The sequence below is a fragment of the Mesorhizobium sp. B3-1-9 genome (genome assembly GCF_006439595.1).
Classification (GTDB): Bacteria; Pseudomonadota; Alphaproteobacteria; order Rhizobiales; family Rhizobiaceae; genus Mesorhizobium.
Genome location: NZ_VFTJ01000005.1, coordinates 327,091 through 346,912 on the forward strand (window position 1 = coordinate 327,091; position 19,822 = coordinate 346,912).

The 19,822-nt window shown below is 64.4% G+C and carries 16 protein-coding genes; all 16 read right to left on the minus strand.

Going from position 1 to position 19,822, the window contains the following annotated elements; translation table 11 throughout:
- Positions 1-2: 2 nt before the first annotated feature.
- Complete coding sequence (locus FJW07_RS12075) at positions 3-872, minus strand: outer membrane protein assembly factor BamD (RefSeq protein WP_140705943.1); 870 nt, start codon at positions 870-872, stop codon at positions 3-5.
- A gap of 201 nt (positions 873-1,073) precedes the next feature.
- Positions 1,074-2,021: a UDP-3-O-acyl-N-acetylglucosamine deacetylase gene (gene lpxC / locus FJW07_RS12080; RefSeq protein ID WP_140644063.1), complete on the minus strand. Its 948-nt coding sequence runs from the start codon at positions 2,019-2,021 to the stop codon at positions 1,074-1,076.
- Between the two features lie 374 nt (positions 2,022-2,395).
- Complete coding sequence (ftsZ, locus tag FJW07_RS12085) at positions 2,396-4,057, minus strand: cell division protein FtsZ (protein WP_140856605.1); 1,662 nt, start codon at positions 4,055-4,057, stop codon at positions 2,396-2,398.
- A 67-nt stretch (positions 4,058-4,124) separates the two neighbouring features.
- Entirely contained in the window at positions 4,125-5,432 is a 1,308-nt protein-coding gene (gene ftsA, locus FJW07_RS12090; protein WP_140856606.1) for a cell division protein FtsA, read from the minus strand.
- Positions 5,429-6,373 (minus strand): cell division protein FtsQ/DivIB, encoded by a 945-nt coding sequence (locus tag FJW07_RS12095; RefSeq protein WP_140856608.1) that lies wholly within the window; start codon positions 6,371-6,373, stop codon positions 5,429-5,431. Before FJW07_RS12095 ends, ftsA begins: the two co-directional genes overlap by 4 nt.
- A complete protein-coding gene (locus FJW07_RS12100) occupies positions 6,361-7,287 on the minus strand; it encodes a D-alanine--D-alanine ligase (protein ID WP_140644055.1) in 927 nt (308 codons plus the stop codon). The genes FJW07_RS12095 and FJW07_RS12100 overlap by 13 nt, the downstream gene beginning before the upstream one ends.
- A 310-nt stretch (positions 7,288-7,597) precedes the next feature.
- Positions 7,598-8,563: a UDP-N-acetylmuramate dehydrogenase gene (gene murB, locus FJW07_RS12105; RefSeq protein WP_140856610.1), complete on the minus strand. Its 966-nt coding sequence runs from the start codon at positions 8,561-8,563 to the stop codon at positions 7,598-7,600.
- Positions 8,560-9,966, minus strand: coding sequence for a UDP-N-acetylmuramate--L-alanine ligase (murC, locus tag FJW07_RS12110; RefSeq protein ID WP_140856612.1), 1,407 nt, complete (start codon positions 9,964-9,966; stop codon positions 8,560-8,562). Before murC ends, murB begins: the two co-directional genes overlap by 4 nt.
- The gene (gene murG / locus FJW07_RS12115; RefSeq protein WP_140856614.1) at positions 9,963-11,087 is read right to left on the minus strand and encodes an undecaprenyldiphospho-muramoylpentapeptide beta-N-acetylglucosaminyltransferase; all 1,125 of its coding nucleotides are present in this window, start codon (positions 11,085-11,087) and stop codon (positions 9,963-9,965) included. The genes murC and murG overlap by 4 nt, the downstream gene beginning before the upstream one ends.
- A gap of 6 nt (positions 11,088-11,093) precedes the next feature.
- Positions 11,094-12,245: a putative lipid II flippase FtsW gene (gene ftsW, locus FJW07_RS12120; RefSeq protein WP_140644047.1), complete on the minus strand. Its 1,152-nt coding sequence runs from the start codon at positions 12,243-12,245 to the stop codon at positions 11,094-11,096.
- Complete coding sequence (gene murD, locus FJW07_RS12125; protein ID WP_140856616.1) at positions 12,245-13,648, minus strand: UDP-N-acetylmuramoyl-L-alanine--D-glutamate ligase; 1,404 nt, start codon at positions 13,646-13,648, stop codon at positions 12,245-12,247. Before murD ends, ftsW begins: the two co-directional genes overlap by 1 nt.
- Positions 13,649-13,656: 8 nt before the next feature.
- Entirely contained in the window at positions 13,657-14,739 is a 1,083-nt protein-coding gene (gene mraY / locus FJW07_RS12130) for a phospho-N-acetylmuramoyl-pentapeptide-transferase (protein ID WP_140644041.1), read from the minus strand.
- A gap of 26 nt (positions 14,740-14,765) precedes the next feature.
- The gene (locus tag FJW07_RS12135) at positions 14,766-16,199 is read right to left on the minus strand and encodes a UDP-N-acetylmuramoylalanyl-D-glutamyl-2,6-diaminopimelate--D-alanyl-D-alanine ligase (protein WP_140856618.1); all 1,434 of its coding nucleotides are present in this window, start codon (positions 16,197-16,199) and stop codon (positions 14,766-14,768) included.
- On the minus strand, positions 16,196-17,650 hold the full coding sequence (locus FJW07_RS12140; protein ID WP_140856620.1) for a UDP-N-acetylmuramoyl-L-alanyl-D-glutamate--2,6-diaminopimelate ligase: 1,455 nt from the start codon (positions 17,648-17,650) through the stop codon (positions 16,196-16,198). The genes FJW07_RS12135 and FJW07_RS12140 overlap by 4 nt, the downstream gene beginning before the upstream one ends.
- A 54-nt stretch (positions 17,651-17,704) precedes the next feature.
- Positions 17,705-19,429, minus strand: a complete 1,725-nt coding sequence (locus tag FJW07_RS12145) for a penicillin-binding protein 2 (RefSeq protein ID WP_140644032.1) — start codon at positions 19,427-19,429, stop codon at positions 17,705-17,707.
- Positions 19,426-19,821: a hypothetical protein gene (locus FJW07_RS12150; RefSeq protein WP_140657445.1), complete on the minus strand. Its 396-nt coding sequence runs from the start codon at positions 19,819-19,821 to the stop codon at positions 19,426-19,428. The genes FJW07_RS12145 and FJW07_RS12150 overlap by 4 nt, the downstream gene beginning before the upstream one ends.
- Position 19,822: the final 1 nt, after the last annotated feature.

Consider the following 19,822-nt stretch of genomic DNA (forward strand, 5'->3'; position numbering starts at 1 on the left):
CTTCAGGCGCCGGTGATCAGCTTCCCGGCCTTGGAAATCCACGACCCGGCATTTTCGCGCGGTTCAAGCCCGTTGCTCTGCAGGAGCTTGTAGGAATCCTTGTACCACGAGCTGTCCGGATAATTGTGGCCGAGCACCGCCGCGGCCGTCTGCGCTTCCGAGGTCAGGCCCATCGCATAGTAGGACTCGGTCAGCCGCGCGAGCGCCTCCTCGACATGGCGGGTGTTGGAATAGTTTTCGACCACGGTGCGGAACCGCTTCACTGCGGCGATGTATTCGCGGCGCTCGAGATAGTAGCGGCCGATCTGCATCTCCTTGCCGGCGAGCTGGTCGTTGGCGAAGCGGATCTTGTCCTTGGCGTCGCCGACATATTCCGAGTTCGGCCAGCGCGTCACCAGATCCTGCATGGTCTGGATGGTCTGGCGCGCTTCCTTCTGGTCCTGGGTGACGTCCTTGATCTGCCGATAGTAGCAGAGGCCGATGATGTACTGCGCGTAAGCCGCGTCGTCGGTCGAGGGATAGAGGGTCAGGTAGCGCTTGGCCGAACCGATCGCCTCGTCATAATTGCCGGCGCGGTAGTCGGCGAAAGCGCCCATCACCATCGATTTGCGGGCGAATTCGGAATAGGGATGCTGGCGGTCGACCGCGTCGAACTTCTTGCTCGCCTCGTCGAGGCGGCCGGCATTCATGTTGGCCAGGCCCTGGTTGTAGAGAACGTCGGCCGGCTCGGTCTGGTCGACATAGGTCGCCAGGTTGACATCCTTCTCGGAGGACATGCAGGCCGACAGCACGAGCGCGGGAGCAATCACCGACAGCGCCAGCAAAACACCCCGACGCGGCGTTGCCGATTGACCAACTCGCGAAAAAAACATGTTTGGATTCCGCCCCTTCGGCGTCGTTTCGGTCCGGGCCGAAGCCTTAAACCATTATCCCCTTGCCCGGCAACGCTATGTCCGGCCAATCGCACATTTTTGTGGCAAGCCCACGCTATGGCCAAAGCCGCGCGTTTTGGCACCCCTGTGATGCAGCCATGCAACACAAGCCTGACCACAAACCCAGAAAACGGTTAAAAATCAGATCACCCAGGGTGCGTAGACCGGCCGGCTGACGGCGATCATCTCGGCGACGCGGCCGCGCTCGCGGCGCCTCGTTTCGACGATCTCGAAGGCCGTGTGGTCGGAAAGCAGCCGGCGTAGCGCCGAGGCGTTCATCCGGTGGCCGCCGCGATAGGAGCGGAAGCAGCCGATGAAGCGCGCGCCGGCCAGCGCCAGGTCGCCCATCGCATCGAGCGTCTTGTGGCGGGCGAATTCGTTGGGATAGCGCAGCCCGCCGACATTGATGACGCGGTTGTCGTCGCCGATGACCAGCGAGTTTTCCAGCGAGGAGCCAAGCGCGTAGCCGGCGGCCCAAAGCCGCTCGACGTCTTTCATGAAGCCGAAGGTTCGCGCCCGCGCGATGTCGCGGCGGAAGATGTCGGGATTGATGTCGGAAGCGAATTGCTGGCGGCCGATCGCCGGGCTCTCGAAATCGATCTCGATCTCGAATCGCGTGCCGTCATAGGGGCGGAACTCCGCCCAGGACGCACCGGCTTCCACCCGCACCGGCTTGACGACGCGGATGTAGCGACGCTTCACCGCCAGCGTCTCGATACCGGCCTGGTCGATGGCTTCGACGAAGGCCATGGCGCTGCCATCGAGGATAGGGACTTCCGAACCGTCGATTTCTATGATGAGGTTGTCGATGCCAAGACCGAACACGGTGGCCATCAGATGCTCGACGGTGCCGATATGCTCGCCGGTCGGATCGCCAAGCATGGTGCAGAGATCCGTGGCGCCGACTTCGGCGACCAGGGCGCGGAATTCTCGGGCTTCGCCGCCGTTCGAAAGATGGAAGACGATGCCCGTGTCGGCGTCGGCCGGCAGGAAATGAACGGTGACGGTTTTGCCGCTATGAACGCCGATGCCAGCCAGCCTCGCGCGCGATTTCACTGTCGTCTGATAGTCGTGCAAGAGTAACCCCATACGCCCAAAATGCCTGCGTCCGCTCCATCGGCCTTGGGTATCTTGCAGCCAGTCGAATGGTCTGGCGCTCGCACAAAGGCGGCAAAATAGTCAAGAGCATGCGGCTCTGTGTGATCGGCAGGCAGGCTACTCCCCGAATCCCGGCAAACCGACTTTAGTCCGTGGCGAAGATAATGGCCCGCTTTGGAGACTCCAAATCACGGTTTCTTTCCCCGTGTAACTGCGGGACTGTGTCAGAAGCAGCTCATAAGCCGCTGTTTTCAATTAATTTTATAAAAGCAACAGGCAGACGATACCTCGTCTGCCTGTTAACAACCGTTATACATCGTTAACGATCGGCGGCCCGTATCGACGATCGGCGGTCCGCCGTATTGTTAGTTGGCCTGGCGGCGCAGGAAAGCCGGGATTTCCAGCTGGTCGTCTTCCTGGACAGTGCGGGCCTGCGGTGTCAGCCGGCCCTGATCGTCGAGCTGGCCGCGACGCGGCGCGTAGAGCTGCGGATCCTGGCTGGCGAGACGGCGCATCTCGGGCGCGGCCTGGCGCAGCTTCGGCTCGCGCGGCTGCGCCGGCTGGAGCCGGGCCGGCTCTTCCTCGCGGCGGGTCAGGCCGTTGGTCAGCCGCTTGATCAGCCCCATCGGACCGCTGTTCTCATGGTCCGCCGGACGGGCCTTGGCTTCGACTTCAGCCCTTACCACCGGCGGAAAGTCCTCCACGCGCGGCATGCGCTGCGGGGCAGCGGCCATCGGCTGCGGCATCTCGCGCTGCGGCGCGGGCTGCTGCATGACCTGCTGCGGTACCACCGGCTGCGGCTGCGGCTGGGCCGGCGGGGCCTGGAAGATCTTGCTCTGCGGCCGGAAGTCGTCGACCGGCGCGGGGCGCGGCTGTGCCATGGCGGCAGCATTCGCCTCGGCAAGCTGGATCGCCTCGGCGACCGGATCGGCCGCGCGCGGCTCATAGGCCTGCGGCTGAACCGGCGCGGGACGGATTTCGGCAACCGGAGCCGCCGCCGGGCGGGCGGCCGGCTTCTGCGGCGCGCGGATCGAGATCGGCGCAGCCGCGATTTCGGCCGCCGACTTGTCGATGCCGGTGGCCACGACCGACACGCGGATCACGCCTTCCAGCTCTTCGTCGAAGGTGGCGCCCAGGATGATATTGGCGTCCTGGTCGACCTCCTCGCGGATGCGGGTCGCTGCCTCGTCGACTTCGAACAGGGTGAGGTCGCGGCCGCCGGTGATCGAGATCAGCAGGCCCTTGGCGCCCTTCATCGAGGTCTCGTCGAGCAGCGGATTGGCGATCGCGGCTTCCGCGGCGGCCATCGCGCGGCCCTCGCCCGAAGCCTCGCCCGTGCCCATCATCGCCTTGCCCATCTCGCGCATCACCGAACGGACGTCGGCGAAGTCGAGATTGATCAGGCCTTCCTTGACCATCAGGTCGGTGATGCAGGCGACGCCCGAATAGAGCACCTGGTCGGCCATGGCGAAGGCATCGGCGAAGGTGGTCTTGTCATTGGCCAGCCGGAACAGGTTCTGGTTGGGGATGACGATCAGGGTGTCGACGCATTTCTGCAGTTCCTCGATGCCCATGTCGGCCGTCTTCATGCGGCGCTGGCCTTCGAAATGGAACGGCTTGGTGACGACGCCAACGGTGAGGATGCCCTTCTCGCGCGCCGCGCGGGCAACGACCGGAGCAGCGCCCGTGCCGGTGCCGCCGCCCATGCCGGCGGTGACGAAGCACATATGGGTGTTGGAGAGATGATCGATGATCTCGTCGATGCACTCTTCCGCCGCCGCGCGGCCGACTTCCGGCTGCGAGCCGGCGCCGAGGCCCTCGGTGACATGCGCGCCGAGCTGGATCAGCCGCTCGGCCTTCGACATGGTCAACGCCTGCGCGTCGGTGTTGGCCACCACGAACTCGACGCCGCGCAGGCCGGCTGTGATCATGTTGTTCACGGCATTGCCGCCGCCGCCGCCGACACCGAACACGGTGATACGGGGCTTAAGCTCGGTGATGTCCGGCTTCTGCAGATTGATGGTCATTGTCTCCGTCCTTTGCCTTTCCCGCCGCCTCGCCGCTGCGGCCGCCTATGGGGCTGTCCCCGTCAAATTAAAAACTGTCTCTCAACCACTGACTCATGCGATGCAGTTTTCCGCCCGTCCCGGTCATCCTGAAACCGGAAAGTCCTTTCGCCGAATGGCTCTCGAAGCTCGCCATCTGCGGATAGATCATCAGTCCGACCGGGGTCGAGAACGCCGGTCCCTTGGCCGCCTCAGGCAGGCCCGCGACGCCGAGCGGCCGGCCGATGCGCACATTGCGCCCGAGGATGCGGCGCGCCGCTTCCGGCAGGCCGGCGAGCTGGCTGGCGCCACCGGTGAGCACGACGCGCTTGCCGACGGCATTGCCGTAGCCGGACTTGTTCAGCCGGTCGCGCAAAAGCTCCAGTGTCTCGTCGATGCGGGCGCGGATGATGCGCGTCATCACCGAGCGCGGAATCTGCAGCGGCACATCGCCTTCCTCGCCGATCGGCTGGATCGAGACGAGGTCGCGGTCGTCGGCGCTGCCGGGCAGCGCCGAGCCATGCATGACCTTCAGCCGCTCCGCGGCATCGAGCGAGGTCGACAGGCCCTTGGCCATGTCGAGCGTCACATGGTTGCCGCCGATGGCGATGGCGTCGCCATGAACGAACTTGCCTTCCGAGAACACCGAAATGGTCGTCGTGCCGCCGCCCATATCGATGCAGGCGGCGCCCATTTCGAGCTCGTCGTCGACCAGCGAGGCAAGTCCGCTGGCATAGGGCGTCGCCACCATCCGCTCGACCGACAGGTGCGAGCGGTTGATGCAAAGCTCGAGGTTGCGCATCGGCGCGGCATCGCCAGTCAAGACATGCATGTCGACGCCAAGCGCATCGCCCACCATGCCGCGCGGGTCGCGTATGCCGCGCTCGCCATCGAGCGAGAAACCGACGGGCAGCGAATGGATCACCTCGCGCTCGGCCCGCAGCGCCTGCTTGGCACCGGCGGCGAGCACCCGCTTGATGTCGACTTCCTCGACCTGATGACCGCCGAGATTGATCGTCGCCGAAAAGGCTTCGCTCTTCAGCCGGCCGGCCGTCATGTTGACGATGAGGGAATCGACCGTGAGCCCGGCCATGCGCTCGGCCGCATCGACGGCAAGCCGGATGGCATGCTCGGCGCGATCGAGATCCACCACCACGCCGGACTTCACGCCTTGCGACTTCTGGTGGCCGATGCCGATCACCTGGATGCGATGCGAACGCCCACGCAGAAGCTTGCCGTCCTCGTTCGGCTTGAGCTTCGCCACGACACAGCAAACCTTGCTGGACCCGACATCGAGCACCGTGAGCGTGCCCGACCGGCGCGAAGAAGCGTCACCGCTGCCGCCAAGCCAGCTCATATCTTTCTCTCCACCTTGCGCTTGGCCAGGTTCTTCGGCTTTTCGCCGAGCGCGGCTTCACGCTGCGTCGCCGCTTCCGGCGAAAGCTCCACGACCAGCCGGTCGGGGAGCCGCATGTCGACGGCGGCGATGTCACGGGTCAGCAACCCGTTGTCATGGTCGAGCTTGACGAGTTCGGCGATCGCCTGGTCCTCGCCGTCTTCCGGCAGCTTGATCGTGATGCCGTTCTCAAGCCTCAGGTCCCAGCGGCGCTCGCCGACACGGATGTAACCTTTGACCCGCGCCGCCAGCGCGGGGTAGCGCTCGATCTTGGCGAGAAAGGCCGGCGCCATCGCCGGCGCGCCCGTGCCGATAATCAGCGGGAGCAGCGCTTGCTTGCCACCCGAAAACGGCGCGATCATCTCGCCCGACCGTTCGATGACAGAAACCGAGGTGCCCTGCTGCCAAAGCGCGAAGGGCTGGCGCTCCTCGATGCGCACTTCCAGCGTATGCGGGTAGATCTTGCGCACAGCGGCACCCTCGACCCATGGCAGCGTCGCGATGCGCTCGCGCGCAGCCTCGGCATCGAAGCCGATCAGCGAGGTCCAGCCGTCGAGGCCCAGCCGGTCCAGCACATCGATCTCGGACGTCTGGCGATTGCCAACCACCTTGACCTGGTCGACGGCAAAACCGGTGCGGGCCGTGATGCCCTGCACGATGCTGTCGGTGTAGCCGCCAAGATAGGCGCCATAGGCGCTGCTGGATGCGATCAACGCGGCGGAAAGGATCGCCGCCGAAAAGCGCGGCGCCTCATACTCGCCACCGCACATGCGCGCCAGCACGCGCATCGGCCGGCGGAGCTGACGGGGCAATACGAAACGGTCGAACGACAGCGACATGCCGAACAGCGCGAAACCAGCCGCGCCACCGCCATTACCCTGTCCCCACCTCAACGCAGACACGAAGCGTCCTCCACCATCCAACTCAACAAATCGCCGAACGAGTGCCCCGCTTGCGCGGCGATTTCAGGCACCAGAGACGTCGGCGTCATGCCCGGCTGAGTGTTGACCTCGAGCCAGACAACCTCGCCGTTTTCGGAGTGACGGTCGTCGTAACGGAAGTCCGATCGGGAAACGCCCCGGCAACCAATGGCAAGATGAGCCTTGAGCGCCAGTGTCTGTATTTTTTGGTAAATATTCGGTGAAATTTTAGCAGGGATTTCGTGTTTTGATCCGCCGGGAACATATTTTGAATCGTAGTCGTAGAAGGAATGCCCGGTCGGAATGATCTCGCAGACGCCGAGCGCCACGTCGCCCATCACCGCGCAGGTCAATTCGCGCCCATGGATGTAGCGCTCGACCATGACGGTCTCGCCATATTGCCATTCGGTCGAACCGATCACCTGAGGCGGATGCGACTGCCCCTCATGCACGATGACCACGCCGAAGCTCGATCCCTCATTGACCGGCTTGACCACATAAGGCGGCCTCATCGGATGCTTGTTCTGGACGGCGAAGCGGTTGACCACCTTGGATTCCGCAACCGGAATGCCGGACGCCTTGGCAATCTTCTTGGCCAGTTCCTTGTTCATGGCCAGCGCCGAAGCGAGCACGCCCGAATGGGTGTAGGGAATTCCGAGATATTCGAGAATTCCCTGAATGGTGCCGTCCTCGCCGAACGGACCATGCAGCGCATTGAAGGCGACGTCGGGTTTGAGCTCGGCAAGCACAGACCCGACATCGCGCGAAACATCGACACGGGTGACCTGATAGCCTTCATTCTCGAGCGCATCCGCACACGCCTTCCCCGAGGACAGAGACACGGGCCGCTCCGAGGAGAATCCACCCAGGAGGACAGCCACATGCTTGTTCTTCATTCCCGTCATCCCCTCTCACGCCGGGTCTGCAACCGATATTCCCACCGTATTTCCAAACATTGAGTCCGAGTCTTCCGGCAGGTTGCCCCCCCAGACGGAAAACGCGGATTCACGCGTCGAACGACTCAAATCAGGAAACGCTTTAGGGCAGAGAATCAGAGAGTCGATTCGCTGGCAAGTGCCTATGATTCCGAGAGATTCACTTTCCGCGAAAACAGCCGCAAAAAGTGAATTGTGAGTCTTTAAGGCAACGGTTTGCGGCCATTTCAGACTGCTGGAAGTTCAAGTATCACATGAACTTCCGCCCAAGCTAAAGAAGCTGCCCGAGGAACTCCTGCACGGCGTGGCCCGGCCTGAAATTGCCGAGGCGCTTGATCTCCCAATGCAGCCGGATGCCGGAATTCTCGAGCACCCGCGCCCGCACCGTCTCGCCGAGATATTCGAGGTCGTAGCCGGTGGCCGTGCCGGTGTTGATCATGAAGTTGCAATGCATCGGCGACATCTGCGCGCCGCCGATCATCAGCCCGCGGCAGCCCGCCTTGTCGATTTCCTTCCAGGCCGAGGTGCCTTCCGGATTCTTGAAGGTCGAGCCGCCGGTTTTCTCGCGGATCGGCTGCACCGTCTCGCGGTGGTTCTGCACGGCATCCATCGCGGTCTTGATCGCGGCCTTGTCTTCCGGAAACCCTTCGAAAATAGCTGAGGTGAAGATCAGGCCGGAAGGCGCGGATGAGTGGCGATAGGCATAGCCCATATCGTCAGTGAGCAACGTATGGAGATTGCCCTTGCGGTCCAGCGCCCTCACCTCGACGACCCGCTCGCGGGTCTCGACGCCGTTGGCGCCGGCGTTCATCCTGAGCGCGCCGCCAATGGCGCCGGGGATGCCGTGGTAGAAATGGAAGCCGCCGATACCGGCCTCGTGGGCAACCGCTGCGAGGCGCTTGTCGGGCGTAGCAGCGCCCGCCTTGATGCCGATCGACGAAACAACTTCGGCCTCACCAAAACCCTTGGCCGAGAGCCTGATGACGAAGCCCGGAATGCCGCCGTCGCGCACCAGAAGGTTCGAGCCGACGCCTACCACCGTGACCGGCACCTCTTCCGGCACCGCGCGCAGGAAGGCCGCCAGGTCTTCCTCGTCGGCCGGCTGGAACAGCGCCTCGGCCAGGCCGCCGGCCCGGAACCAGGTGATCTTGTCCATCTCCGCGTTCGGCATGATACGGCCGCGCAGGCCGGAAAGCTTGTCGCCGAGCTTGTCGATCAGGTCCTGGCCACGCATCATGAGGGCATCCCACCCAGTTCCTTGGGCAGCGCATAGGCCCATTGCGTGATGTTGCCGGCGCCGAGGAAGACGACAAGGTCGCCGGGCTTGGCAAGCTCGCGAATGAGTGGCGCGATCGCCGCCGCGCCATCGATATAGCGCGCGTCGCGATGGCCGCCCGAGCGGATGCGCGACACCAGCGCGTCGGAGGTCACGCCTTCGATGGGCTCTTCGCCTGCCGCATAGACCGGCGCCACCATCACTGTGTCGGCGTCGTTGAAGCAGACAGAGAATTCCTCGAAGAGATCGTGCAGGCGGGTGAAGCGATGCGGCTGCGCGATGGCGATCACACGCCCCTTGGTCGCGCTGCGCGCGGCCTTCAGCACCGCCGCGATCTCGACCGGATGGTGACCGTAATCGTCGAACACCTCGACGCCGTTCCACGAACCGGTATGGGTGAAGCGCCGCTTGACGCCGGCGAAGGACGACAGGCCCTTCTTGATCGCCTCGGCCGAGAGACCAAGCTCATGCGCGACGGCGATCGCCGCCGTCGCGTTGGAGACGTTGTGCTGGCCCGGCATCGGCAGATGCAGGTCCTTTATCGAAGTCGTGCCCCGCCCCTTGCGATCGCGGATCACGACATCGAATTCGGAGATCGCGCCCTGCATCCGGTGGTTGGTGAAGCGCACATCGGCCTGCGCGTTCTCGCCATAGGTGATGACGCGCCGGTCCTCGATGCGGCCGACCAGCGCCTGCACTTCCGGGTGGTCGGTGCACATCACGCCGAAGCCGTAGAACGGGACGTTCTCGACGAACTGGCGGAAGGCCTCGCGCACCTTGTCGAAGCTGCCATAGTGGTCGAGATGCTCGGGATCGATGTTGGTGACGACGGCGATGTCGGCCGGCAGCTTCAGGAAGGTGCCGTCGCTCTCGTCGGCTTCGACCACCATCCACTCACCATCGCCCATGCGCGCATTGGTGCCGTAGGCGTTGATGATGCCGCCGTTGATGACGGTCGGGTCGAGCCCGCCGGCCTCGAGCAGCGTCGCCACCATGGAGGTGGTCGTCGTCTTGCCATGCGTGCCGCCGATGGCAACGGCCTGACGGAAGCGCATCAGTTCGGCCAGCATCTCGGCTCGGCGGACGATCGGCAGCAACTTTTCGCGCGCGGCTTTCAGTTCCGGGTTGGATTTCTTGATAGCGGTCGAAACGACCACGACTTCGGCGTCGCCGAGATTCTCGGCCTTGTGGCCGACGAAGCATTCGATGCCCTTGTCGCGCAGCCGCTGCACATTGGCGCCGTCGGTCTGGTCGGACCCTTGCACCTTGTAGCCGAGATTGTGCAGCACCTCGGCGATGCCGCTCATGCCGATGCCGCCGATGCCGATGAAATGCACAAGGCCGATCGTCTGCGGCATCTTCATGCGCGCGTCCTCCTGTAGTCCGAAACCGTTTTGCCGGACGCAATAGCCTCTGTCAGATCGGCGAGCAACTGCGCCGCGTTCGGTTTCCCGGCCGAGCGGGCGGCGGCGGCCATGGTCGCCAGCCGGTTCGGAGCCTTCATCAGCCCACCGACCAACTCGGCGATCCGCTCCGCCGACAGCGTCGATTGCGGGTGGAGTTCGGCCCCGCCGGCGGCGGCAAGGGCCGCGGCATTCGCCGCCTGGTCGTGATCGAGCGCATGCGGATAAGGCACCAGCAGCGCCGGCCGGCCGATGACGGCGATTTCCGAAACCGTCGAGGCGCCGGAGCGCGACATCACCAGATGCGCCGCCCCCATGCGCGCCGCCATGTCGGTGAAGAAGGGCGAAACCTGGACGTCGACGCCGAGTTCGGCATAGGCGGCCTTCACCCGCGCCACATCCTCGGCGCGCGCCTGCTGGGTGATCGCCAGCCGTTTGCGCAGGTCTTGCGGCAAAAGCGCGATCGCTGCTGGAACCGCATCGGAAAAGAACTGCGCGCCCTGGCTGCCGCCGAACACCAGGAAACGGAACGGCTCGCCCTCGTTCGGTACCACGTAAGGCGTCTTCGCTGCCTCGAGGACCTGCGGCCTGACCGGATTGCCGGTGGTCACCGTCTTTGCGCCGTCAGCGCTGGCGCCCTCCGGCAGGAAGCCGCCGGCAATCGCATCGACGCGGCTGGCAAGCGCCTTGTTGGCGCGGCCCATGACGGCGTTCTGCTCATGGATCAGCGTCGGCACTCTTCGCCTTGTCGCCGCATAGAGCGGCGGCAGCGTCGGATAGCCGCCGAAGCCGACGACCGCCTCCGGCTTGATCCTGGCGATGATCCTTCCCGCTTCGCGCACGCCCTGCCAGATTTTCCAGAAGGCCGAGATCACCGCGACCGGATTCCTCGATCCCAGCGTCGCCGAGGCGATCGCGTGGATGTCGGCGGCCGGAAACTGGCCGGAATAACGCTCGGCGCGACGGTCGGTGGCGAGATGCACCTTCCAGCCGCGTTCGATCAGCTCATGCGCCAGCGCCTCGGCCGGAAACAGATGTCCGCCCGTTCCGCCGGCTGCAAGCAGGATCACACCCTTTGCCATCCTGCCTCATTCCGCCGGCATTGCGCGCTGCGAGAGGACGAAGCCCATCTGCTTGCGCTTTTCCGGACGCTTGCGCGTCAATGCGAGCACCATGCCCATCGAGACGGCGATGGCGATCTGCGAGGAGCCGCCATAGGAGATGAAGGGCAGCGTCATGCCCTTGGCCGGCATCAGCTGCAGGTTCACGCACATGTTGATGGCCGATTGCAGGCCGAAGACGGTGACGAGGCCGCCAACCGCGTAGCGGGTGAAATCATCCTGCTCCTTGAGCGCGATGCTCAAGCCGCGCAGCACGATGAAGGCGAAGATCGACATGATGAAGAAGCACATGATGAGGCCGAACTCCTCGCCCGCGACCGAGAAGACGAAGTCGGTATGAGCATCCGGAACAATGCGCTTGACGGTTCCTTCGCCCGGCCCAACGCCGAACCAACTGCCGTTGATGAGTGCCTCGCGGCCCATGTCGACCTGGAAGGTATCGCCTTCGCCGGTCAGAAACTTGTCAATGCGCAAGGCAACGTGCGGGAACACCGAATAGGCCGCGAACAGGCCGCTCGCCCCGATGACGCCGAGGGCCATGATCCACAGCCACGGCAGGCCGGCCATGAAGAACATGACACCCCATGTGCCGGTCACCAGCATGGTCTGGCCGAGGTCGGGCTGAGCGACCAGGAGAGAGACCACCAGCACAAGCAGCAGGAGGGCGAACAGGTTGCCGGGAATATCGGGCTGGCGCTTATGCTCGGCAAAGAGCCAGGCGCAGATGACGACGAAGGCCGGCTTCAGGAATTCGGATGGCTGAATGGAAAGCCCGGCGAGCGACACCCAGCGCCGCGCCCCCTTCACCTCGACGCCGACGTAGAGCACCGCCACCATCAGCACCAGCATGATGCAGAGCATCACCAGCGACATGCGCCGTATCTGCCGCGCCTCCAGGAAGGAGACCGCAAGCATGACGATCAGCGCCGGGATGGTGAAGATGACCTGTCTGGTGGCGAAGTGAAAGCTGTCGAGGCCGATACGCTCGGCCACCGCGGGGCTCGCCGCGAAGGACAAGATAATGCCAAGCCCCATCAGCGACAGGAACGCGGCCAGGAACCAGCGATCGATCGTCCACCACCAGGTTGCGACAGGACTTTTGTCGAGACGGCTTTGCATCAACGTGGCCCTCCGATGGGTTTCACACCATCTATAGCAGTCGCAGCTTGCCTGAAGGCTTCGCCGCGAACTTCGAAATTCTTGAACTGGTCGAAACTGGCGCAAGCCGGCGAAAGCAGCACCACGGCCTCGCCGCCGGTGTCCTTTGCCGCGTCGGCGGCGGCATGCTCCACCGCCGCCGCCAGCGTTCCGGATATCTCGTAAGGCACCGTCTCGCCGAGCGTCGCCGCAAAGGCGGGCGCCGCCTCGCCGATCAGATAGGCCTTGGCGATGCGCGGGAAGAAGCCGCGCAGCGGCTCGATGCCGCCTTCCTTGGGCAGGCCGCCGGCGATCCAGTAGATACGGTTGGCGAAGCTCGACAGCGCGGGCGCTGCCGCATCGGCATTGGTCGCCTTGGAATCGTTGACGAACAGCACATGGTCCTTGCGGCCGACCTGCTCCATGCGGTGCGCCAGCCCGGGGAAGCTTTCGAGCCCGGCCTGGATCTCGCCGAGATCGAGCCCGACCTTCAGGCAGGCGACAACGGCGGCCAGCGCATTCTGCGCATTGTGCTGGCCGCGCAGCGAGCCGATGCCTTCGAGGAAGGCGACGCGGCTGTAGCGGCCATGCACGGCTTCCATCAGATTGGTGCCGTCGGCGAAATAGCCGTCGGTCAGTGGCAGGCGCTTGGAAATGCGGATGACCTGCCGGCCGGCGCGCTCCAGGCGGTCGGCGATCTGGGCGCACCAGGAATCGTCGACGCCGATGATCGCGGTGTCTGAGCCGGCGACCAGCCTTTCCTTGATCGAGGCGTAATGCGCCATCGTGCCATGCCGGTCGAGATGGTCCGGCGTCAGGTTGAGCAGGATGCCGGCGGTCGGATTGATCGAGGGCGCGAGATCGATCTGGTAGGACGAGCACTCGACCACATAATGCCGTGTCGGCTCGGGCGGATCGAGCGTCATGATGGCACGGCCGATATTGCCGCCCATCTGCGTGTCGCGGCCCGCCGATTTCAGGATATGCGCCGTCAGCGCCGTCGTCGTGGACTTGCCGTTGGTGCCGGTTATCGCGATGAAAGGTGCTGCCGGCGCGCGGCTGATGCGCTCGCGGCAGAACAGCTCGATATCGCCGATGACCTCGACGCCGGCGCCGCGCGCCAGCTCCACCGTCCAATGCGGCTTGGGATGCGTCAGCGGTACCCCTGGCGACAAAACGAAGGCGGCGAAGTGCTGCCAGTCGGCGGTGTGCAGATCGCCGGTCGCAATCCCCGCGGCCGCCGCCTTGGCGACGCTGTCCGGATTGTCGTCCCACGCCAGCACCTCGGCGCCCCCCGCGATCAGCGCATGCGCGGTGGCGATCCCCGAGCCGCCAAGCCCGAAGAGCGAAACGCGTTTGCCTGAAAAGGAAAAGGCGGGGACCAAGCGGTGTCCTATCTCAGCTTGAGGGTGGAGAGGCCGACCAGCGCCAGGATGACGGCAATGATCCAGAAGCGGATCACCACCTGGCTTTCGGTCCAGCCGAGCTTTTCGAAATGGTGATGGATCGGCGCCATCAGGAAAACGCGCTTGCCGGTCATCTTGAAGTAGCCGACCTGGATGATGACCGACAGGATCTCGACCACGAACAGGCCGCCGACGATGACCAGCACGATCTCGTGCTTGGTGGCGACCGCGATGGTGCCGATCAGGCCGCCCATCGCCAGCGAGCCGGTGTCGCCCATGAAGATCGCGGCCGGCGGCGCGTTGAACCAGAGGAAGCCAAGGCCCGCGCCGATCACCGCGCCGAGCACGACGGCGAGCTCGCCGGTGCCGGGAACGAAGTGGATCTGCAGATATTCGGCGAAGACCGCGTTGCCCGAAAGATAGGCGATGACGCCGAAGGACGCCGCCGCGATCATGATCGGCACGATCGCCAGACCGTCGAGGCCGTCGGTCAGGTTCACCGCATTGCCGGCGCCGACGATGACGAAGCAGGAGAACGGGATGAAGAACCAGCCGAGGTTGATGAGGAATTCCTTGGCGAAGGGGAAGGTCAGCGACGACGAGAACGGCGCCTGGCCGTTGTGCATGATCACCCACGCGGCGATTGCCGCGACGATGAACTCGATCGCCAGCCTCGCTTTGCCGGAGAAGCCCAGATGCGACTGCTTGGTGACCTTGAGATAGTCGTCGTAAAAGCCGATCGAGCCGAAGCCGACGGTGACCAGCAGCACCACCCAGACATAGATGCTGGACAGGTTAGCCCATAAGAGCGACGAACCGATGATGCCGGACAGGATCATCAGCCCGCCCATGGTCGGCGTTCCGGCCTTCTTGAAATGGGTCTGCGGGCCATCGGCGCGGATCGGCTGGCCCTTGCCTTGCCGCAGGCGCAGCGAATTGATGATCGTCGGCCCGAAGATGAAGACGATCAGCGCCGACGTGATCAGCGCGCCGCCGGTGCGAAAAGTGATGTAGCGGAAGACGTTGAAGAACGAGATTTTGTCCGCGAAATCGACGAGCAATGTGAACATGGTTTTTCCGTCCCCCGGAGCCCGACCTAGGTCGGCTTAATATTTGTGGCTTCCGCCGGAAATTTGCCGAGCAACGCCTCGACCAGCTTTGAAAACCCGATGCCTTTCGATGATTTGACCATCACCACGTCGCCGGGCCTGAGCGCGGAGATCACGATCGGCTTCAGTTCTTCCGCTTCCGATCGATACTCGGTTGCGATGTCTGACGGCAGGACGTCGGCCAGCGCCTGCATTTCCGGCCCGCCGAGAAAGACGTTGCGCGTGCCCGTGCCGACGATCAGCCCGGCAAGCGCCGCGTGGAGCTTGGCCGAATGGCTGCCGAGCTCCAGCATGTCTCCGAGCACCGCGATGCGCCGGCCCTCGCCCGAGACAGGCGTAGCGTTGAGCAGCGCCATGGCCGCCGCCATCGACGCCGGATTGGCGTTGTAGCTTTCGTCGATCAGCGTGATCGGCCCGTTGGGATGATGCAGGACATGGCGCCGGCCCCGCCCGCGCTCGGCCGAAAGATCCGCAAGCGCGGCCGCGACCTTGTCGAGGTCTGCACCGACCAGTTGCGCGGCGCCGAGCACCGCCAGCACGTTCTGCACGATGTGGCGGCCAGGCGCCCCGACACGGGCGGTCAGATCCTTCTTGCCGAGCTTGACGGCGATGTCGGAATGGTCGGCATGAAGCTCGCAACCGACAAGGCGGAAGGCCGAACGGGGATTTTCGCCGAAGCCGAAGACATGCTCGACTCCCGCCTCTTTCGCCATTTTCCCGAGCAGCTTCCAGCGTGGATCGTCGCGGTTGAGCAGCGCGGCGCCGCCGGGCTCGATCCCCTCGAAAATCTCGGCCTTGGCCGTGGCGATCTCGTCGAGGTTCTTGAAGAAGCCGAGATGGGCGGCGGCGATGATCGTCACGATGGCGACATGCGGCCTGACCATCTTGACCAGCGGCCTGATCTCGCCCGGATGGTTCATGCCGATCTCGAAGACCGCGTAGTCGCAGTCCTGCGGCATGCGCGCCAGCGTCAGCGGCACGCCCCAATGGTTGTTGAATGACTGCGCCGAGGCGTGCACCTTGCCAACCGCCGACAGCACATGGCGCAGCGCTTCCTTGGTGGTCGTCTTGCCGGCCGAGCCCGTGACCGCGATGATCCTGGCCTTCGAGCGGGCTCGGGCGGCCACACCGAGCTTCTCGAGAGCCGCAAGCACGTCCTGCACGACGATCATCGGCGCCGTCAGCCGACCGAGCGAGGGCAGCTTGCCCTCGGCGACGACCAGAACGGCCGCTCCGGCCTTGACCGCGGCTGTCGCGAAATCATGGCCGTCCATCGCTTCGCCCTTGATGGCGAAGAAGGCGTTTCCTGGTTCCAGGCTGCGGCTGTCGATCGAAATGCCGGTGATGCCCTCCGGCAGCGAGCCGATCGGCCTGCCGCCCATGGCTTCGACCAGCGCTTCCGACGTCCACAGCAAACTCATGCGACGCGCTCCTTGAGCGCCTCGCGCACTTCCTCATGGTCGGAGAAGTGGAAGGTTTCGGTGCCGACGGTCTGGCCCTCCTCATGCCCCTTGCCGGCGACGATAAGCGTGTCGCCGGCGCGAAGCATCGCAACCGCCTCGTGGATTGCCTTGCGGCGATCGCCGATCTCGATGGCGCCCGGCGCCGCTGCGAGGATCGCCGCGCGGATCGTTTCGGGCACTTCCGTGCGCGGGTTGTCGTCGGTGACGATGACGATATCGGCGAGCCGCGTCGCGATCTCGCCCATGATCGGCCTTTTTCCCCGATCGCGGTCGCCGCCGCAGCCGAACACCACGACGACGCGGCCCGTGGTGAAAGGCCGGACCGAGGTCAGCACATTCTCCAGCGCATCGGGCTTGTGCGCGTAGTCGACATAGACGGGGGCGCCGGCGGCGGTGGTGCCGACGAGGTCGAGCCGGCCCGGAGCGCCCTGCAATTTTTCCAGTGCCGCCAGGGCCTTGCTTGCCGGCGTTCCGGTCGAGATGGCAAGGCCCGCCGAGACCAGCGCGTTGGCGATCTGGAAATCGCCGGCCAATGGCAGGTCGACCTCGTGCAGCACGCCGTCCGCCACGACCTCGGCGCGCTGGCGATGGCGCTCATGCTCGACCCGCTTGAGTGTCAGGAAATCGCCATGGCGACCGACGGTCAACACCTTCAGGCCCGCCGCCTTTGTGGCCCTGATCGTGGGCTCCGACCACGGGTCGTCGGCAAAGACGATGGCGGGCGCGCCCTTCGGCAGCAGCGTGTCGAACAGGCGCAGCTTGGCGCGGTGATAATCCTCGACCGTCGGATGATAATCCATGTGGTCGCGGCCGAGATTGGTGAAAGCGCCGGCCGCCAGCTTCACCCCGTCGAGGCGGCGCTGGTCGAGACCGTGGCTCGAGGCTTCCATCGAGGCGTGGGTGACGCCTGCATCCGCCAGTTCCTTGAGCAGTCGGTGCAGCGCCACCGGATCGGGCGTCGTCAGTGAGCCATATTCGTTGCGGCCGGGCGCAACGACACCGGTCGTACCGATCGAGGCGGCGGCAAAACCCGCCTGCTCCCAAATCTGGCGGGTGAAGGCGGCGACGGATGTCTTGCCGGCGGTGCCGGTGACGGCAACCATGGTCTGCGGCTGGCGCCCGAAGAAGCGCGCCGCGCTGAGCGCCAGCGCCAGGCGCGGATCATCGACGGCGAGAACCGGGATCGACAGGCCTGAAACGGTCGTGCCCCGGCCGGTGACGATCGCCGCAGCGCCTCGGGCCGCGGCATCGGCCGCATAGGTCGAACCGTCGGCCTTGCTGCCGGCAAGGGCGAAGAAGACGACGCCGGTCTTGACCGAGCGGGAATCGGAGGAAAGTCCGGTCACCTCCAGATCGCGGGAAGCTGTTCCCTCGACAGGTAGGACACCGGCTAGATCTTTTAGATGCATTGAGTCCCGTTCACCGCAACAAAATAGCGCGCAGTTGCCGGCGCGCCGCAAGAATCACTGATAGGAAACCAGCGTTGCACCATTTTCATGGCTGAAATCTGGCTTCACGCCAAGCATGGCCGCTGAGCGCCTGATGATGTTGCCGGCCATAACCCCCGCATTGTTGGCGGCGACGTCGGTCATCCCGGGCTTTTCAGGATGCGGGGCGTCGGCGATTGTGAACACCAGAAATTGCGGATCGTCCATCGGGAAGGCGGCGACGAAGGTGTTGAAATTCAAGTCCTTGGAGTAGCGGCCGTTGATGACCTTCTCGGCCGTTCCGGTCTTGCCGCCAACGCGGTAACCGGGGACCCTGGCATTTCTGGCCGAGCCCTTCTCGGCGTTCAGCGTATAGAGATAGCGCATGCCTTCGACCGTCTTGTCGCTGACCACCTTCTTGGCCACCGCCATTGCATCCTGCTCGCTGCGCACCAGGAATGTCGGCTCGATCAGATAGCCCTGCATCAGCGCCGCGCAGCCGACGGCAGCCTGCAGAGGCGTCGTCGACACGCCATGGCCGAAGGCGATGGTGAACGAGTTGACCTGTTTCCAGACCTTCGGTTCGGTCGGGCGGGCGACTTCCGGCAGTTCGGTCTGCATCCTGTCCAGAATGCCGAGGCGGTGCAGGAATTCGCGGTGCCCCTCGATGCCGACCAGTTCGGCCTCCCTGGCCGACCCGATATTGGACGAATAGAGGAACACTTCCGGCAGCGACAGCACCCGGTTCTTGCCATGGAAATCGTGGATGGCCTGATGGCCGACCCGGATCGGATGTGACGCGTCGAAGCGGCTGTTCATCGTCGCCTTGCCCGAATCGAGCGTCATGGCCGAGGTGAAGCTCTTGAAGGTCGAGCCCATCTCGTAGAGACCGGCCGACATACGGTTCAGCCGGTCTTTTTCTTGGGCGTTGTAAGGATTGTTCGGGTCGAAGTCCGGCACCGAGGCCATGGCCATCACTTCGCCCGTCTTGATGTTCAGCACGACGGCGCCGGCACCCAGTGCGCGATAGCGCTCTAGGCCGGCGGCAATCTCGTCGCGCACCACATGCTGGACGCGCAGATCGATCGAAAGCTTGACCGGCTTGAGATCCTTGGCCACCGCGAGCCCCGACGCCTGCAGGTCGCTCAGCCCCTGCTCGTCGATATACTTCTCCATGCCGGAGATGCCCTGGTTGTCGATGTTGGTGAGGCCGACGATGTAGGACGAGGTCTCGCCGCTCGGATAGAAGCGGCGCTTTTCGGTGCGGAAGCCGAGGCCGGGGACACCCAGCGCCATGATGTCGGATTGCTGCTTCGGCGTCAGCTGCCGCTGCAGCCAGACGAAGCCGGCGCCGCTCTTGAGCTTGCGATAAGTCTGCTCGTAATCGATCTCCGGCAACACGGTCGACAATTTCTCGATCGCTTCGTCGGCGTCGACGATGCGGCGAGGCTCGGCAAACAGCGACGCCGTCTTGATGTCGGTCGCCAGCACCTCGCCATTGCGATCCACGATATCCGGACGCGATGCTGTGACCCGGTTCTCCGGGCCGCCGGAAAGATCGGGATTCTGCATGCCGAGATAGACGAGCCTGCCGGCAATGGTCGAATAGATGGTGAAGAACACCGCCATCGTCATGACGATGCGCGTCCTTGCCTTGCCGCCAGTCGCCTTGCGCGCGGCGTCGACGACGATCGAGCCATCCTCAGCCTGCTTCTTCCGGCGCTTCAGCAGGTCGCCGATCCTTGGAAGCCCACCGATCATTGAACGGTGCTCCCGGTGACCACCGGATCCTTGTCTTCAGATGGCTCCTTCCCGGAATTGTCGGCCATGCCGCCAAGCCGCTGCGAGGAGAGGTCCTCGATGGTCAGGGGTTTCACGGGGATGTCGTCGAGGCTGCCGATCTGGTGCGCGTTGACCGGTTCGAGCCCGAGCTGGCTCTTATAGACATCGGCAAGCTTCTGCAGCCGCGACGGCTGGGTGAGCAGGCTCCAGTCCGCCTTGAGGAGATCGATCGTCTCTTCCTCGTAGTGGATCTGCGCCTGGATCTTCTGCACAGCCGCCTGTTGTTCTTCGGCTTCGCGCTTCGTCTTGTAGGTCAGGGCGGCGGCCGAGACCATGACGGCGATCAGGACTATGTCGCTGGTACGAAACACG

Coding starts and splice junctions, on each gene's coding strand:
- FJW07_RS12075 (WP_140705943.1), bottom strand. CDS start 872: ATGTTTTTTTCGCGAGTTGGTCAATCGGCAACGCCGCGTCGGGGTGTT.
- lpxC (WP_140644063.1), bottom strand. CDS start 2,021: ATGGGGTTACTCTTGCACGACTATCAGACGACAGTGAAATCGCGCGCG.
- ftsZ (WP_140856605.1), bottom strand. CDS start 4,057: ATGACCATCAATCTGCAGAAGCCGGACATCACCGAGCTTAAGCCCCGT.
- ftsA (WP_140856606.1), bottom strand. CDS start 5,432: ATGAGCTGGCTTGGCGGCAGCGGTGACGCTTCTTCGCGCCGGTCGGGC.
- FJW07_RS12100 (WP_140644055.1), bottom strand. CDS start 7,287: ATGAAGAACAAGCATGTGGCTGTCCTCCTGGGTGGATTCTCCTCGGAG.
- murB (WP_140856610.1), bottom strand. CDS start 8,563: ATGATGCGTGGCCAGGACCTGATCGACAAGCTCGGCGACAAGCTTTCC.
- murC (WP_140856612.1), bottom strand. CDS start 9,966: ATGAAGATGCCGCAGACGATCGGCCTTGTGCATTTCATCGGCATCGGC.
- murG (WP_140856614.1), bottom strand. CDS start 11,087: ATGGCAAAGGGTGTGATCCTGCTTGCAGCCGGCGGAACGGGCGGACAT.
- ftsW (WP_140644047.1), bottom strand. CDS start 12,245: ATGCAAAGCCGTCTCGACAAAAGTCCTGTCGCAACCTGGTGGTGGACG.
- mraY (WP_140644041.1), bottom strand. CDS start 14,739: ATGTTCACATTGCTCGTCGATTTCGCGGACAAAATCTCGTTCTTCAAC.
- FJW07_RS12135 (WP_140856618.1), bottom strand. CDS start 16,199: ATGAGTTTGCTGTGGACGTCGGAAGCGCTGGTCGAAGCCATGGGCGGC.
- FJW07_RS12140 (WP_140856620.1), bottom strand. CDS start 17,650: ATGCATCTAAAAGATCTAGCCGGTGTCCTACCTGTCGAGGGAACAGCT.
- FJW07_RS12145 (WP_140644032.1), bottom strand. CDS start 19,429: ATGATCGGTGGGCTTCCAAGGATCGGCGACCTGCTGAAGCGCCGGAAG.